At 41.1% G+C, this 16,750-nt stretch carries 12 protein-coding genes; all 12 read left to right on the top strand.

Annotated features, from left to right (window positions below; genetic code table 11):
- Positions 1 to 165 precede the first annotated feature (165 nt).
- Positions 166 to 1,482 (top strand): UDP-glucose dehydrogenase family protein, encoded by a 1,317-nt coding sequence (locus PKO02S_RS04695; protein ID WP_127579941.1) that lies wholly within the window; start codon positions 166 to 168, stop codon positions 1,480 to 1,482.
- A 199-nt stretch (positions 1,483 to 1,681) separates the two neighbouring features.
- Positions 1,682 to 2,677, top strand: coding sequence for a Wzz/FepE/Etk N-terminal domain-containing protein (locus PKO02S_RS04690; RefSeq protein WP_164821296.1), 996 nt, complete (start codon positions 1,682 to 1,684; stop codon positions 2,675 to 2,677).
- Positions 2,670 to 4,580, top strand: a complete 1,911-nt coding sequence (locus PKO02S_RS04685) for a polysaccharide biosynthesis protein (RefSeq protein ID WP_127579939.1) — start codon at positions 2,670 to 2,672, stop codon at positions 4,578 to 4,580. The genes PKO02S_RS04690 and PKO02S_RS04685 overlap by 8 nt, the downstream gene beginning before the upstream one ends.
- Before the next feature lie 20 nt (positions 4,581 to 4,600).
- Positions 4,601 to 6,976 carry an O-antigen ligase family protein gene (locus tag PKO02S_RS04680; RefSeq protein ID WP_127579938.1) on the top strand — a complete coding sequence of 792 codons (2,376 nt, stop codon included), beginning with the start codon at positions 4,601 to 4,603 and terminating at the stop codon, positions 6,974 to 6,976.
- Between the two features lie 31 nt (positions 6,977 to 7,007).
- Positions 7,008 to 8,111 (top strand): DegT/DnrJ/EryC1/StrS family aminotransferase, encoded by a 1,104-nt coding sequence (locus tag PKO02S_RS04675; protein ID WP_127579937.1) that lies wholly within the window; start codon positions 7,008 to 7,010, stop codon positions 8,109 to 8,111.
- A gap of 12 nt (positions 8,112 to 8,123) precedes the next feature.
- A complete protein-coding gene (locus tag PKO02S_RS04670) occupies positions 8,124 to 9,461 on the top strand; it encodes a nucleotide sugar dehydrogenase (protein ID WP_127579936.1) in 1,338 nt (445 codons plus the stop codon).
- A gap of 21 nt (positions 9,462 to 9,482) precedes the next feature.
- Positions 9,483 to 10,442, top strand: coding sequence for an NAD-dependent epimerase/dehydratase family protein (locus PKO02S_RS04665; RefSeq protein WP_246066838.1), 960 nt, complete (start codon positions 9,483 to 9,485; stop codon positions 10,440 to 10,442).
- Entirely contained in the window at positions 10,439 to 11,557 is a 1,119-nt protein-coding gene (locus tag PKO02S_RS04660) for a DegT/DnrJ/EryC1/StrS family aminotransferase (RefSeq protein ID WP_127579934.1), read from the top strand. The genes PKO02S_RS04665 and PKO02S_RS04660 overlap by 4 nt, the downstream gene beginning before the upstream one ends.
- Before the next feature lie 13 nt (positions 11,558 to 11,570).
- Positions 11,571 to 12,641: a hypothetical protein gene (locus PKO02S_RS04655; protein WP_127579933.1), complete on the top strand. Its 1,071-nt coding sequence runs from the start codon at positions 11,571 to 11,573 to the stop codon at positions 12,639 to 12,641.
- A complete protein-coding gene (locus PKO02S_RS04650) occupies positions 12,638 to 13,645 on the top strand; it encodes a methionyl-tRNA formyltransferase (RefSeq protein WP_127579932.1) in 1,008 nt (335 codons plus the stop codon). The genes PKO02S_RS04655 and PKO02S_RS04650 overlap by 4 nt, the downstream gene beginning before the upstream one ends.
- A gap of 10 nt (positions 13,646 to 13,655) precedes the next feature.
- A complete protein-coding gene (locus tag PKO02S_RS04645) occupies positions 13,656 to 14,825 on the top strand; it encodes a glycosyltransferase family protein (RefSeq protein ID WP_127579931.1) in 1,170 nt (389 codons plus the stop codon).
- 12 nt (positions 14,826 to 14,837) lie between these two features.
- Complete coding sequence (asnB, locus tag PKO02S_RS04640; protein ID WP_127579930.1) at positions 14,838 to 16,736, top strand: asparagine synthase (glutamine-hydrolyzing); 1,899 nt, start codon at positions 14,838 to 14,840, stop codon at positions 16,734 to 16,736.
- Positions 16,737 to 16,750: the final 14 nt, after the last annotated feature.

The raw sequence follows: 16,750 nt of genomic DNA, 5'->3' as shown, positions 1-16,750 counted from the left end.
AAGGAAAGTTTAACAGATATTTAAGTTCTCATATAGAAAGTTGACGAAACCCCTCAGATATATGAAAATACATTAGTGTGGAAGGAATTGAACAGTGTCTCCTAATTTGGGACTTTAATAGGCTGTGACTTAGTATTGAAATGTCATAAAGTGGAGAGATGTTCTGTGAAAATTGCAGTAATTGGAACCGGCTATGTTGGACTAGTGTCTGGAGTCTGTTTCGCACATAAAGGGAATCAAGTCATGTGTGTAGACCAAGATAGGAACAAGATCGCGTTTTTGAATGAAGGCCATGTACCAATCCATGAGCCGGGGCTGCAAGAACTAATGAAAGAATGTATGGAAAGAAGTCTTATACATTTTACGACTGACTTGAAGAATGCTGTACAATTTGCTGATTTGATCATGATCGCGGTGGGGACACCGCCGTTACCATCTGGAGAGGCAGACTTGTCATTTATTGAGAATGTTGCTTGTGAACTTGCGAAATCTATGAACGGACATAAGATTATTGTCATTAAAAGTACGGTTCCCGTCGGAACAAATCATAGAATTCAGCGCTTGATTGCACATCTATCGCCATTTCAATTCCAAATTGCTTCGGTACCTGAGTTTTTACGAGAAGGCTCCGCTGTTAAGGATACCTTACTGCCGGATCGTGTCATTATCGGTGTGGAAGATGAACATACGGGATATACACTAAAGGAGCTATACAGTCCTTACTCAGAACAAATTATGATTACAGATATTCGAAGTGCAGAAATGATCAAATACGCTTCCAACGCATTTTTGGCGACGAAGATTTCTTTTATCAATGAAATAGCCAATATCTGCGAGAAGGTTGGGGCTGACGTTACCCAAGTCTCTAAAGGGATGGGACTCGATAATCGAATTGGAGCAGCCTTTCTGAATGCAGGAATCGGATATGGTGGCTCCTGTTTCCCTAAGGACACGCAAGCGTTGATCCAGATAGCAGGCAACGAAAACTACAACTTTAAACTATTAAAGGCTGTTGTGGAAGTTAACAATGATCAACGATTTGGCATTATTCGGAAGATCGAGCAAGCCATCGGAAAAATAAGTGGAAAATGTATAGCAATATGGGGACTCGCCTTTAAGCCTAATACGGATGACGTCCGTGAATCACCGGCGATCGACATTGTTCGAACCCTTATCCAATTGGGAGGGACGATAAAGGTATATGATCCTATTGCCATGCGCAATTTCAAAAAAGTACTTGATGCTCCAAGTATCACTTGGTGTGAATCGTCTTTAGAAGCAGTAGATCAAGCTGATGCCGTTTGTCTACTGACCGAATGGGAGGAGTTCAGAAAAATGGATCTTTCAACAGTGTTTGCCCGAATGAAAAGTGGAATCCTTATTGATGGTCGGAATTTATTTACTCCTGAGCAAGCAGATGCTGCTGGTCTGGAATATTACTCAATAGGCAGAGTTGTTAACCAATCATCGCTTAGAGCATAGGAACGTCTATTTTCAGAGGGGGACATGGGAGGTTATCTGTGTCCCTGTCAGGTTGTATAGGACTAACGTAATTATTTCCAACCGTTTACATCTTAAACTAGGTTTGATAAAATAATGTCATACTTTGTAGTATACTGTTGAAACTACTATTCACCTTTCGAATTACTACCAAATTTACATAGAAAATGAGGGTATAAAATTGCAAGATGAACTCAGCATTAGAGACATTGTCCAAAGACTCTGGTTGAAGAAGATATTAATAATTGCTGTATCATTATCCGTTGCCGTCTGTGCTTTATTCATTAATTTATTTTATCTTAAGTCTGTGTACGAAGCCTCCGCAACAGTAGGGATTGGAAAAGAAAAACCGGAACTTATAAAGTCCTACATAGCATCGATAAATAACGATACCTTTACTTCTAAACTGGTGCAGCGTAATAAACTAGATAGTCTCGGATACACGACTGCATCTCTCAAGGGGGCTGTGAAATTTGAGCAATTAGAGGGTACAGGGTATGTTAGAATAAAGTTGCGTGGGAATGAACCGGAGAAGATCACCAATATTGTTAATTTATTTTCGAATGCGCTGGCATCGAGGATCGAAATTATAGAACGCTCACAGAGTATTGTAGAAAGTAAAAAACAGTTGGTCGAGGTATCGGAGTCTTACTTGCTTATTCAAAGTGAGATTGCAACAGCTGAGGAAGAACTCAAGCAGACACCAGAACTAATTGTGACCAAAAAAGCACTGGCGGATGACCCCTATTTATATGGTGTTGTCAGTCAGGGAGCAGTCGAAAAGGGTAAAGCTGGAGCAATACAATTAATTAGTGAACATGAGAACGAGAATTACTACAAACTCAAGGAGATTATTTCTGAGAAAAAAATTGAGCTTTCAAAAGCTGATCGAGAAAAAAAAATGCTTGAGAATAAAATTTCAACAAATGAAAAAAGAATTGAGACTTTAGAGCAAAATCCGAGTAATCCGGGTGAAGATCAGCAAGGATATCAAAGACAAGTAACGGAATTTACCGCTGTGTCAATCGCCCCCGCATTGGAGCCGGAAACAGCGATCGGACCAAATCGTCTCTTGAATGTCATCTCTGTGTTTATGCTTTCTCTTATTCTTATGATAATTGCCGTCACTTTGAAGAAAATTGTAGAAAACAATAATGGCGGGCGGAAAAATGACTAAGAATGTACGGCTGTTACTATTGATCCTATTGGATTCTCTTGTTATATCCATCGTTGTCTATTTATCATATCTGCTCAGATTTGATTTTGATATATTGGCGGAATATAGGCTGACATTGCCGTATGTGATAACAAGTTATTTGGTTATTACTCTGGTATGCTTTTATTACTTTAAAATATACAAAAGAGTTTGGCGCTACGCGAGCGTCAACGACTTATTATCTATTGCTAAAGGGGCTGGCTTAGCCTCTTGTATTTTTATGATCTTCCATCATCTTTCAATGTACCCCGAAGTAAACGTGCCTCGCAGTATTTATCCCATCACTGCGCTACTTACATTATTTTCTATTGGAACATCTAGGATTGTGTGGCGAATAATGGGAGACACTTACAACAAGCTGCAACCTCACCATCAACGCGCGCTTATTATCGGAGCGGGAAATGTTGGCAGCATGGTAGCCAAGGAATTGAAACGTAGTAAATCGGAATACTATCCGGTTGTTTTCGTCGATGATGATAAGAACAAGAGAAATCTTGAGGTTCTCGGAATCCAAGTGGCGGGTGACCGGCAGTCTATTCCAAGCCTGGTAGAACAGTACAAGATTGACCAAATCATTATTGCTATGCCTTCCGCAACGCGTTTAGAAATATCGAATATTATAGAAATTTGCAAGAAAACCAACCGTCGTATCAAGATTATCCCCCGTATGAACGACCTGATTAATGGAAAAATTACTGTGAATTCCATACGTGATGTTAGCGTGGAGGATTTGCTAGGACGAGAACCTGTTAAAATCGATTTGGATGAAATTGCAGGTTTTTTGACTGACCAAGTAATCTTAGTTACGGGTGCAGGCGGATCCATTGGATCTGAATTGTGTCGGCAGATATCGGCATTCCATCCGAAACAGCTGCTGTTACTTGGAAAAGGAGAAAACAGTATATTCGAGATCGAAATGGAACTGAGAAAGACGTTTCCGTATGTTCCCATTGATCCGATCGTTGCTGATATTCAGGATCGTCAACGCATTATGGATATTTTTAGCACCTATAAGCCGCATGTTGTTTTTCATGCAGCGGCATATAAACATGTTCCTATGATGGAGAGACATCCTCATGAGGCAATCAAGAATAATGCATTAGGTACTAGAAATCTTGCCGAATGCGCTCATTTGAATCACGTAAATAAATTTATTATGATTTCCACCGATAAAGCGGTGAACCCAACCAGTGTCATGGGGACGACAAAGCGCATTGCTGAAATGATTGTTCAAGGCTTCGACCAAATTAGTCATACAAGCTTCGCAGCTGTGAGGTTTGGAAATGTTCTAGGGAGTCGCGGCAGTGTCGTCCCTATTTTTAAAAAGCAGATCGAGGAAGGCGGGCCGGTCACGGTTACTCATCCTGATATGGTGCGCTACTTTATGACAATTCCTGAAGCCGTGCAACTGGTGATTCAATCTTGCGCCTTAACGGAGGGGGGAGAGATTTTCGTGTTGGACATGGGCAAGCCCGTCAAGATCTCAGACTTGGCCAAAGACCTAATTATGCTGTCTGGACTTGAGCCCAACAAGGATGTCAAAATCGAATACACGGGAATCCGGCCAGGCGAGAAGTTGTTCGAAGAAATTCTGAGCGGAGAGGAAGGAACACAAGCCACCAAACACGATCGTATCTATATAGGTAAAGCTCGTGAAGTCAATTATGAGCATGTTGTTCAGATGACCGAGAGTCTCGAACGAATCGAAAGCAGTTTGACTTCACAGGATTTCAGAAGAATCCTAAAGATGTATGTTCCTGAGTATAATATCCCCCAATACATCGCCGACGACGAAGAACAAAAAATTAATAATGAAGCTTTCCGTGCATCCCTAGAGTTAGTCGCATCAATTGAGACCAAGTAACTATTAAAGGGTTGAATAAAATGAAATTGGAAAAGGCCTCTGTCTATCGAAGTGCGAAGACAAAAACACAAACAAGTGTGAGCGATATTAATTCGATATTGGTATTGTGTATTGTTGGGGGGCTTCTGTTCATAGCCCCTTTTTATCGTGCTCTATTTAACGGCAACACGGTCGAGTTTTTCAAGCCGCAATATATTACTTATATGATTGGGGCCATTCTTCTTGTCTTTGTTGCTATTCGACTATATAAAGGGTGGACATTTAACCTCCGAGATACATCTCTGGATGTATATATTTGGTTGGTTCCCTTCAGCTATTTTTTATCATCACTCCAAGCAGCCTCGAAATATTTGGCTATGAATATGGTACTGATCAGTACCATGTGCGCGGTTATCTTCCTGGTAGGTAAATATTACTCGCATAAACGAAATGTTTTGCAAAAACTGCTAGTATACTCAGGATATTTGATAGTTGTATTTGGGCTAGCAAATTGGTTTGGTTTTTTTCACTACAGAGATGCAATATTAAGCAACCGGCTATCCAGTGTATTTCAATATCCGAATACTTATTCTGCCATTCTTGTTAGTTTGCTCGTATGTTGTCTGATCTTAATCTTTTTCTCGTCTAAGACGAGTACCAAGTTCATCAATGGCAGTATGCTGGTTCCAATCCTGTTGTCTTTTTTATTGACTTACTCCAGGGGCGGTTACTTGCTGTTGCCTGTGTGCATACTGCTTTTTCTGGTGTTCATCCACTGGAAAAAGCAAGTTGTCTCCTTGACGTATATCTTGATTAGCATAGGGATTTCTGTCCTCCTTTTGGATTCAATTGCTGCTCTTCAATCTTCAAATGGAAACAACCGGTGGTTGTGGTTGTTTGTGTTAATCGTTGCTTCTTCCTTTGTTGGTGCTATCGTTGTGCTACTTGAATCCAAACTTGAAAAATGGAAAACGGTAGACTTAGGCTTGAGGAGTATTAAACGGAACTTTTTGATCCCGATACTAATCTGTGTACTAGGTTTACTATCCGTTGTGATTATTTCGAATCTGCTTCTTGAGATTCTGCCTAAGGGATTATCGGAGAGAATTCAATCAATTAATCTGAGTGACAATAGTTCTATTATGCGGTTGGATTATTATAAAGATTCATTGAAATTGGTAGAAGATTATCCATGGTTAGGGGCTGGTGGCGGTGCGTGGTCAGCATTGTTCAACAACTATGCCTCCACCCCATATATTAGTCGTCAAGCACATAGTTTCTATCTTCAATATCTCAATGAAGTAGGTATCCTTGGATTCGCCATCTTCATCCTGCTTTTAATGTATATATTTATTAGATTCATCCGGAATTACTTCACTAGTGGTATTGGTCGATTAGAATTGAGTCATTTAGTTTATTTCTTTTTTATACTGCCCCTCCTCATTCATAGTTTGATCGATTTTGATTTTAGTTTTGTTTATTTAACCATTATTTTGTTTATGTGCCTTGGCGGCTTGTCCAGTCTTTCATCAAGCAATAGTCAGAACAGAGTAAGTGGAACAAGTGGTAAATCTAGATTAGTTTATCCTTCTGTGCTCGTCATTCTTGCGTGCTTGTTATTGGTGACAAGTGCCAAGAAAGTTAATGCCGTTCGAGATTACACGTACTTGGTGAGTCTATCGAGTATAGATGAAGCGAAATTTAACAAGTTCTCGAATAGCATCTTAAAACTGGATAAAGATAATCCCGCGTATCTGATGTATAAAATTGATATACTTCTAGAAATTTACAAACAAAAAAAGGATCCCAAATATTTATCGGAAGCCGAAAGTTATACAGAGCAGTTGTCTGATGTTGATCCGTATAATATTGGCACAATCTACAGAGTGTATAATATTTACATGTTCAAAAACGAGTCTGAGGAAGCGAGTGAATTTCTGGAGACTGCGCTAAAAAGCAATCCTTGGGAGATTTCGCTGTATGAAAATTATTTTAATCTGAAGTTCACGTTAGGCATCGATGCTTTGCAAAAGCAAGATACAGTAAAGATGACTGTTCATTGGGATCAAGCATGGGAGAAATATCAACAGCTCTCTGCTAAGATCGATGAGTTCCAAAATGTGTTATCCAACCCGGTCACCAACAGAGAGTTCAAAGTAACGCCTCCAATGGCGTTTTCCGTAGGAAGAATGTGGTTTATTAGAGGAGACTATAAGCAGGCTGAAGGATTATTATACAAGTCTTTCACTAATGATTTTGAAACTCCGCAAGGTAGAGAGTATGCAAGATGGTACTTGGCATCGCTTCAGGTTCAGAAAAAGAATGATGAGAATATCCAGAACATCTTGTACTACCATGATCCAAGCGAAAAAGAAAAAGTAGAGCAACTGGTAAAATCGGTTAATGGTTCAAAATGATTTTATTATGATGAATCTCGGAGGGGAAAATATGAATATTCCATTGCTAGATTTAAAAGCTCAACATGCTACGATTAGACCGGAAATTCTTGAGGCCGTTACTCGGGTATTGGATGGCGGGCACTATATAATGGGTCCGGAAGTGAAGCAATTCGAAGAGGCAATGGCACGATACTGCGGTGTAAAATATGCGATTGGTGTTGCGAATGGTACTGATGCCCTATTGCTGGTATTGGATGCTCTTGGTATTGGCCCAGGCGATGAAGTCATTACCTCGCCATTTACATTTTTTGCATCCGCGGAAGTCATTTCGCAGGTGGGAGCGCGTCCGGTTTTTGTGGATATTGATCCGAACACTTACAACATTGATGTTGATCAACTTAAGAAAGCTATAACTCCACGTACCAAAGCCATTATTCCAGTTCATATCTTCGGCCAGCCTGCAGATCTGGATAAGATTATGGAACTAGCAAAAAGTCAAGAGATTGCAGTTATTGAAGATGCTTGTCAAGCGATTGGTGCCACGCTTAATGAAAATAAAGTAGGTTCCATTGGAAAAGCGGGGTGCTTTTCCTTCTTCCCAACTAAAAACCTTGGGGGGTACGGAGATGGCGGTATTGTTGTAACAAATGATGATGTTCTCGCCGATCGAATTAGAACGCTTCGAGTTCATGGTAGTAAGAAGAAATATTATCACGATATGATAGGGTACAATAGTCGATTGGATACGCTGCAGGCGGCCTTACTGCTTGTTAAACTCGAAAAGATTGATGACTGGAATCAAGCTCGCAGGGAAAAGGCGCAATATTATTCCGAATCTTTCTCTTCACTACCGATCAAGACTCCTACTGTAAAATCTGGTCGAGAAGCTGTTTTCCATCTATACGTAATTGAGTCTGAAGCTCGCGATGATTTACAACTCGAATTAACGGAGAAAGGAATTGCTAGCGGAGTTTATTATCCCGTTCCCTTACATCTTCAACATGTCTATAATGACCTAGGGTATAAAGCAGGGGATTTCCCAGTTTCTGAGGCGGTTTCGAAGCGAGTGTTGGCGCTTCCGCTTTATCCTGAGATGACAATGGATCAACAAGACTATATTATTGATACGATTGCAAATTTTTGTGCGAAGTGAGGAATGAGCATTATGGGTAAATCGGGTCTGAATGTAGTCGAAAGAGCACAGCTGTTAATAGATAAACTGAATCAGAAAACAGCAGTAATCGGTGTAGTCGGTTTAGGCTATGTCGGCCTTCCATTAGCAGTTGAGAAGGCAAAGGCTGGGTATCGAGTTGTAGGCTTCGATATACAAGTGGAAAAGGTGGACATGGTGAATCGCGGAGTAAATTATATCGGCGATGTAGTCGATTCCGACTTGAAGCAACTTGTTGATTCCGGACAATTGCGAGCCACTACGGATTATTCTTTTATCAATGACGTCGACGCTGTTGCGATTTGCGTACCTACTCCTCTGGATGTGTACCAACAACCTGATACTAGTTATGTTGAATCATCAACAAGAGAAATTGCCAAACATATTCATCCTGGCATGTTAGTCGTTCTGGAAAGCACCACATATCCCGGAACAACCGAAGAGCTAGTCAAACCCATCTTGGAGCACTCGGGATTAGTTTGCGGAGTAGAATTTTTCTTAGCCTACTCGCCGGAGCGCGTCGATCCAGGTAACAAATATTTTCATACGAAAAACACTCCTAAGGTCGTAGGCGGAGTAACCGAACAGTGCTTAACCGTAGCTGCTACTTTGTATAGGAATGTTTTGGACGGCGAAATTCACGAGGTGTCAAGTCCGGCCATTGCAGAGATGGAGAAGATTTATGAGAACACTTTCCGTCATATCAATATTGCGCTTGCAAACGAAATGGCGGTGCTTTGCAACAGAATGGGCATCAATGTCTGGGAAGTGATTGACGCTGCCAAAACAAAGCCATACGGTTTTATGGCCTTTTATCCCGGTCCTGGTTTGGGCGGTCACTGTATTCCAATTGATCCATTCTATCTTACTTGGAAAGCAAGAGAATACAACTACCATACTAGGTTAATCGAGTTAGCTGGCGAGATTAACAACGCGATGCCTCAGTTTGTTGTCGATAAAATCTCTTATATTCTTAACTTTGAAGCCAAATCCATAAGAAAATCTAATGTTTTGATTGTAGGGGTTGCATATAAAAAAGATATTGACGATTATCGGGAGTCGCCTGTTCTCAAAATCATTGAAATTCTTAAAGAGCTTGGCGCAAATATCAGCTACCATGATCCATACATCCCATCCTTCAAATATAAAGGAGAGAAGTATGAATCAATTCCATTGTCTGGAGAATTGATTCAAGCAGCTGATATTACAGTAATTACTACTGATCATACCAATCTCGATTACGATCTATTGGGGAACCGGGCCAATAGCTTACTTGATACACGAAATGCTATGAAACACAGTAATAAGCCGAAGGGCTATTACTTACTCTAAAAAGTAGGAGTGTCTAAATTGGTGGAAATTAGAGGGAAGAAAATATTTATTACCGGGGGAGCAGGATTTATCGGTTCTACCTTAATTGGCAGATTGATTGAACACAATCAGGTCACGGTATTCGATAATATGTCTCGGAACGCCCTTAAATACAAATCTTACTATAGTCACCCGAACTTGACCGTGATCGAAGGCGATGTTCTGAATCTTGAACTATTGAAAAAGTCTATGGTAGGCTCGGATTATGTAGTACATTGTGCTGGAATTGCCGGAATCGATACAGTTATCAAGAGCCCGGTTACGACAATGAAAGTGAATATGATCGGTTCCGCTTATGTATTAGAGGCTGCCGCATCATTGGACCACTGTGAAAGAGTTGTTTGCTTTAGTACTAGTGAAGTTTTCGGACAAATGGCATTTCGTTCCGACGAGACGAGTCCTGCTGTAATGGGTGCGGTTGGGGAAGCTCGTTGGACGTATGCTGTGAGCAAGCTAGCTGAAGAGCATTTGGCTTACTCCTATTACAAAGAAACCAATTTGCCTTGTGTAACTGTGCGTCCATTTAACGTGTATGGACCTGGACAAGTTGGAGAGGGTGCAATACGGGCTTTTATTTTCAATGCCATCAAGAACGATAAGTTAATCATTCACGGTGATGGCACGCAAATTAGAGCATGGTGCTATGTCGACGATATGGTTGATGGGATCCTTTGCTGTCTGACTAGAAAGGAAGCCATAGGCGAATCCTTCAATATCGGGAATCAAAGAGCTATCACCACAATTTACGGATTGGCGAATACAATTATCCGAGTCACGAACTCCAAATCATCGATTGAGTTTGTAGAGAAACACTCAGCTGATATCGAGTTGAGAATCCCGCACGTAGGGAAAGCTAAGGAATTACTGGGCTTCCAAGCAAAAGTGGATTTGGATGAAGGCATCCATAGAACAGCCGAGTACTTCAAGGGGACGTTGTTATGATCAAATTGTCTCAGCCTAGTTTTACCGAGGAGCAAATAACCAGTGTGGTTGAAGTATTGAAAAGCGGAATGCTGGTACAAGGGAAAAAAGTTCTTCAATTTGAAGAACTATTATCCGATTACATGAATGGGCCGTATGTTGTAGCTGTTAGTAGCGGAACTGCGGCGCTGCATCTGGCTATGATCGCCTTGGGCATTTCAAAAGGTGATGCAGTTTTTGTGCCTGATTTCACTTTCCCGGCGACGGCTAACGCAGTTGAACTAGTAGGAGCCAGGTCCATAATGGTAGAAGTGGATCCGAGCACATATTGTATTACACCAGAGACATTGTTAGCTGCTATTAAAGGTTTTGAAGGGCCCGAGAAACCGAAGGCAATTATTCCAGTTCATGAGTTTGGTGCCGGAGTTGCAATGGATCAAGTAATGGATATTGCTAGAGAGCACGGATTATTCGTTGTAGAAGATGCGGCATGTGCACTGGGGACTCAAATTAATGGTCGATTTGCGGGTGATTTTGGCCATATGGGCTGCTTCTCCTTTCACCCCAGGAAATCATTAACCACGGGTGAAGGCGGCGCGATTACAACCAATGACAAATCACTATATTTGGAATTGTTGAAACTAAGAAATCACGGGATTGAATATTCGAACCAATCTATTGATTTTGTTGTTCCAGGCTTGAATTATAGAATGACTGAGTTTCAAGCTGCATTAGGCATTACCCAAGTTGAATATTTTAAACGTATGCTAAATATACGATTTGAAATTGCTCAACAATATCAGCAATTATTGAAAGATATTGAGATGTTTCAATTACCTGAGAATTTGGACGGTCACAGCTGGCAGACCTTCATGATCGTTCTGAATGAAGAATATGACAGACGGACCATTATCAACGAATTGAAGTCTAGAGAGATTGAGACGAATTTAGGGGCTCAGGCTCTTCATATGTTGAGTTATTTCAAGCAAAAGTACGCGTATCATGAAAATGATTTTAGTGTTGCTGCACGTTTATTTAAGCATGGCTTAGCTATTCCAATTCATGACAAATTGACTGCCAGTGAGATTAATAAAGTATCGGAGCAGTTGGTAAGGGTCCTTCGATCAATAGAATAGGTTGTGATGCTAGATGAATATCCTTCGAATAGCAAAAATAATTAAAGAGGTTAAAGAGACCTTGCAACTCGATCTAAAGGGTCTCACCGTTTATACAGAAGCTGGGACAGGCATGTATGCATGCACGCCTGTCATTGCTGCACTGGCCGGTGCAGAGAAGGTGTATGCTATCTCCCGGGATACAAGATATGGCACATCCGAACAAGCGGTCCGTGAAGTGAACCAAATCGCCGCTGCTATCCATGATACCCTAGTAGACCGGATATGTCATATCCACAACAAGATTGATCAGCAACTATTTGAAGCCGATATTGTTACCAATCTAGGACATGTACGGCCTATTGACAAGACTATGATCAACAAACTAAATAATGACAAGGTCGTCATTCCATATATGTGCGAGGCGTGGGAAGTTAGACCAGGTGATGTTGATCTTAATGAGTGTTTATTAAACAATATCCCTGTGATGGGCACAAATGAAACTCATCCGGGTGTAAATTGCTTTAAAACTTGTGGACATTTAGTGGCCAAGCTGTTATTTGAGGCTGGATTGGAGATTAGAAAAAATAAAATCGCCATCTTTAGTTCTGATCATTTCGGCCATGTTATTCATGACTTACTGCAACAACTGGAGGCAGACGTAACACTCTTTGAGTGTGTGAAAAGCTTGAACGAGAGCAACTTGGATTCTTTAGATGCTTTGATTATTGCTGACTATATGAATCGCAATGTCCTGGTTGGTGAACGAGGGCTAATCGATTTGAAAAAGATTGCGGAACAATCGAGTGGGATAGTATTGGTGCCATTTGCAGGTCACTGTGAGATGGAGTATGTTAAGAGTCTAGGCATTCAGATGTATCCAATGATGAATTTGGAACCTGTAAGAATGAGTAGGACACTGGCACATGTGGGGCCAATGCCGACCATTGAGTTATTAGCAGCTGGACTTAAAGTCGGAGAATTGATGAGGCGGGCGAAAAAACCAAATCTTACGATATCCGAAATCGTGTCCCAAATTGAAACGGACAAGATCTGGGCTGAACTTGCTCAACCTATTCATATGGGTACCATGGAGGGGAAATGAAAATTGCAGCCTTAGGGCGAACAAATATGCTTTACGAAAGTATTCTTAAAGTACATGAGGCCGGTCATGAAGTCGTGTTAATTGGAACATGCAAAGAAGCCCCTGAATACGACAAAACTGCAGAGGACTTTAAAGAATTAGCTGAACGACTGGGGGCTGTTTTTTTTTATGATACCCAAATCAACAGTCCCCGCATTGTTGAACTAATGAGTAACAGCCGGGCAGAGATTGCAATTAGTGTGAACTGGTTAACCATTATCGGTAAGGATGCGATAAGTGCTTTTCCATTCGGGATTCTTAATGCCCATGGCGGTGACTTGCCTAGATATCGAGGTAATGCGTGTGCAAATTGGGCATTAATTGAGTATGAGAAACGGGTAACAATGACCATCCACCAGATGGAAGCAGGAGAACTGGATTCTGGACCGATCGTTACACAAGAACATCTGCCAATAAATGAACAAACTACGATAGGTAATATCTATACTTTCTTCGAGAATATTGTTCCAGAACTGTTCGTGAAATCGATAAATGGATTGAGTAATGGGGCAATTGCACCTAAGCCGCAACCGAAAGAACCGCAATTGGCATTGCGATGCTACCCGCGTATTCCATCGGATAGCTTATTAGATTGGCAATCGGATGCGAAGCGACTGGTTAGAATCATAAATGCTTCATCTGAGCCGTTCAATGGCGCCTATACTTATTTGAATTCACAAAAGTTAATTGTGTGGGAGGCAACTTTCTCGGAATTTGAATATCCAAGCTTATATGTTCCCGGGCAAGTAGTACGGATTCAAAAAGATGGAACAGTTGATGTTGCCTCAGGAGATGGGGTTGTAGTTCTGAAGACTGTTCAGCTGGAGTCGGCCCCAAAGCAACCGGCAGCTTCTGTAATAAAATCGATGAGAACCCGGTTGGGAATGCATGTAGAGGAAGAAATTTATTTCCTGCATAGTAAGATTAGAGAACTCGAAGCATTTATTCAGCAAATGAAGAAATGAGTGAAACCATTTGAAAGTGCATTTTTTAGGCAATACATGCAATTATGCATATTGGATGGCAAAATGGTGTATTGAACTAGGCTTGGAGGCAAAGCTTTTCATTTCGCCAAATACTATTGAGAGAGACATGCCGTGGTGGGATGATGATAGTCTCGTAAAAGGTGAAATCCCGGAATTTGTTAAATATGTAGAAATGCCTTTCGGTAAAGAGTTTCTTAGCAAGAAGAAGCTTGCGTTCTTGTATAGGGATATATTGGATTGCGATGTTATACACAGCTTTAGTCCTGACCTCCTAGGTGGGTTAACTAATTTTGATATCCCGATGATTTATCACTCGGTCGGTGATTTGGATAAACATCCCTACATTGTCGCTAGGGAAAAACCATTAAAAAATATATTGGACCTTCGTGAGATATTTCGAGTTTGGCGGTTTCGAAAAGTTTTGAAAGAAGTGGATCAATTGATTCTTTCTCAACTGTACGAAATACCGTATGGACAACAATTTTGTTCAGGAAGACTATCAATCTTACCGGTTCCCTACAATATAGTCCCGGAAACCGGCGAACTTGAAAAGGATTCAACGAATCATCCTTTGCGATTTTTTGCACCGGCGAGACAAATGTGGGGGTTCAAGGGGAATGACCTTCTTCTCAACGCGTTCAGCGAACTAAGATCTGAACTTCCTGTTGAACCTCTTCTTGAATTGATCGAGTGGGGACCTGATCTGGAGAGATCAAAAAAGTTAGTGGAGGAGCTAGGTCTTACCCCCTGCGTGAAATGGCTTCCTGTGTTGACTAAGAAAGATCTATACAACGAAATGTCAAAGCCAGGAACGATTGTGGTGGATCAGTTCATTCGTTCGTTCTCGGATTCGGCTGCACTTGGCGGAGTGAGCCGGGATGCGCTTATGATCGGAGCTCCACTAATCACTCATATTTCAATTGATTCCCCGTACTTTGAACAATTGCACAAAAATGCACCACCAGCATTCACCGTAACAGAACCGACAGTGGAGGCTATTCTGGCAAAACTACAAGAAGCTGCGGCAATAAGTTGGCCAGAGTTGTGTGAAATTGGGCGAAAAGGAACAGAATGGCTAAGAGATGAGCATGATTGGCGGAATGTAATGCCCGAATATATCAAATTGTATCGATCAGTAATCAAACAAAGCAAGTTCTAGGAGCGAAATGCGATGTGTGGGATAGTTGGTTTTATTCAATACAATAACAGTTTCGATCGTGAACGAGCGATCAAAGAAATTCAGAGTATGTCAAAACGTATTTTGCACCGTGGTCCTGATCACGGAGGCTATTGGTTCGATGAGGAGAACGGTGTAGTATTCGGACATCGTCGTCTATCAATCGTTGATCTTTCCGCACATGGAGAGCAACCTATGATTTCTTCGACTGGTCGGTATGTAATTAGCTTTAATGGCGAAATCTATAATCATACAGACATTAAGAAACAGCTTCTATCAGAAGCGTTTCTTACTTTTCGTGGCTATTCCGATACCGAGATTCTTTTGGCCGCAATAGAACGGTGGGGAATAAAGGCTGCTTTAGAGCAGGCTGTAGGTATGTTTGCTATTGCTGTATGGGACCGCAGGGATCACAAACTAACCCTGACCCGAGATCGGTTGGGTGAGAAGCCCTTGTATTATGGATTTAATAAAGGCAATTTTTTTTTCAGCTCTGAGTTAAAAGCTATGATAGGTCATTCTGACTTTGTTCCGACAGTCAACAGAAATGCCGTAGCACAATTTATTCAACATAATTATATCCCTTCCCCTCATTCCATTTTGGAGGGGATCCAGAAGCTGATGCCAGGAACTATGCTGGAATTAATAGTTCCGACTAAGGAGTTCGCCACCCGTTCTTATTGGAGCATATCGGATCTTGCTACCAAGGAAGCCATTGAAATCGGTGAAGAAGAAGCAATTAACCATTTAGAACAATTGGTGGACAAGTCCATAGGGCAACAAATGCTTGCAGATGTTCCATTAGGCGCTTTTTTATCAGGTGGAATTGATTCGTCGACTGTGGTTGCTTCCATGCAAAAACAGAGCAAACGTTCCATCAAGACGTTCAGTATTGGATTCGATGAGGAAGCCTATAATGAAGCTCATCACGCCAAAAACGTAGCAGCTTATTTGAACACGGTTCACACGGAGTTTTATGTCACTGCGAAAGATGCGTTGAATGTAATTCCTGAACTTCAAACTATATATGATGAACCTTTTGCAGATGTATCGCAAATTCCAACAATATTGCTTTCTCGGCTATCTAAGCAGCATGTTACCGTTACTTTATCTGGTGACGGGGGTGATGAGTTATTCGGTGGATATTCGAGGTATACCAATGTAATTAGAATCTGGGGACAAATGTCTAAACTGCCTAATATTATACGAACGCCGCTATCTAGCTTCTTGAAAAGTAGTTCTCCTATGATTTGGGGGGATAAAAGTAAAATTCTGCTTTTGGCAGAGCTACTGAAAAGCAAATCGATGGAGCATATGTATTTGAAGTATATATCTCACACCAGTTCTATGGGGCAATTAGTATTGCAGCCGTCTCAAGCTGGGATAGAGTCCTTACTTTCAAGTTCGCCTCTTTCTTATCTGGATGACCTCCATAAAATGATTTATATGGATACTATTTCCTACTTGCCGGATGACGTTTTGGTGAAGCTTGATCGTGCTTCTATGTCAACAAGTTTGGAATCTAGAATTCCACTTCTAGATCATCGAATTGTTGAGTTTGCTTGGTCCATACCAACAAGTCTAAAAATAAATCATGGTGAATCCAAGTATATTCTAAAAAAATTACTAAAAAAATCTTTACCCCAACAACTAGTTGATCGCCCTAAGATGGGTTTTGGCGTGCCAATCAGTAAATGGCTAAGAGGACCACTTAAGTGGTGGGCGGATGCACTTCTTGATGATAACAAAATTCGAAAACAGGGGTATCTGTCTCCGCTATTGGTTAGAAAATTATGGTCTGAGCATGCTGATGGAAAAAAAGACTGGGGCTATGTGCTTTGGAATATCCTAATGTTTCAAGCCTGGCTAAACGAATATATCGAGAGGGAATAAAGTCAGGAGGTTAA

Origin of the sequence: Paenibacillus koleovorans NBRC 103111, from assembly GCF_004000845.1 — a bacterium.
GTDB lineage: Bacteria > Bacillota > Bacilli > Paenibacillales > NBRC-103111 > Paenibacillus_AA > Paenibacillus_AA koleovorans.
The sequence above is the reverse complement of the archived record's forward strand: the minus strand, read 5'-3'. Positions and strand labels throughout refer to the sequence as shown.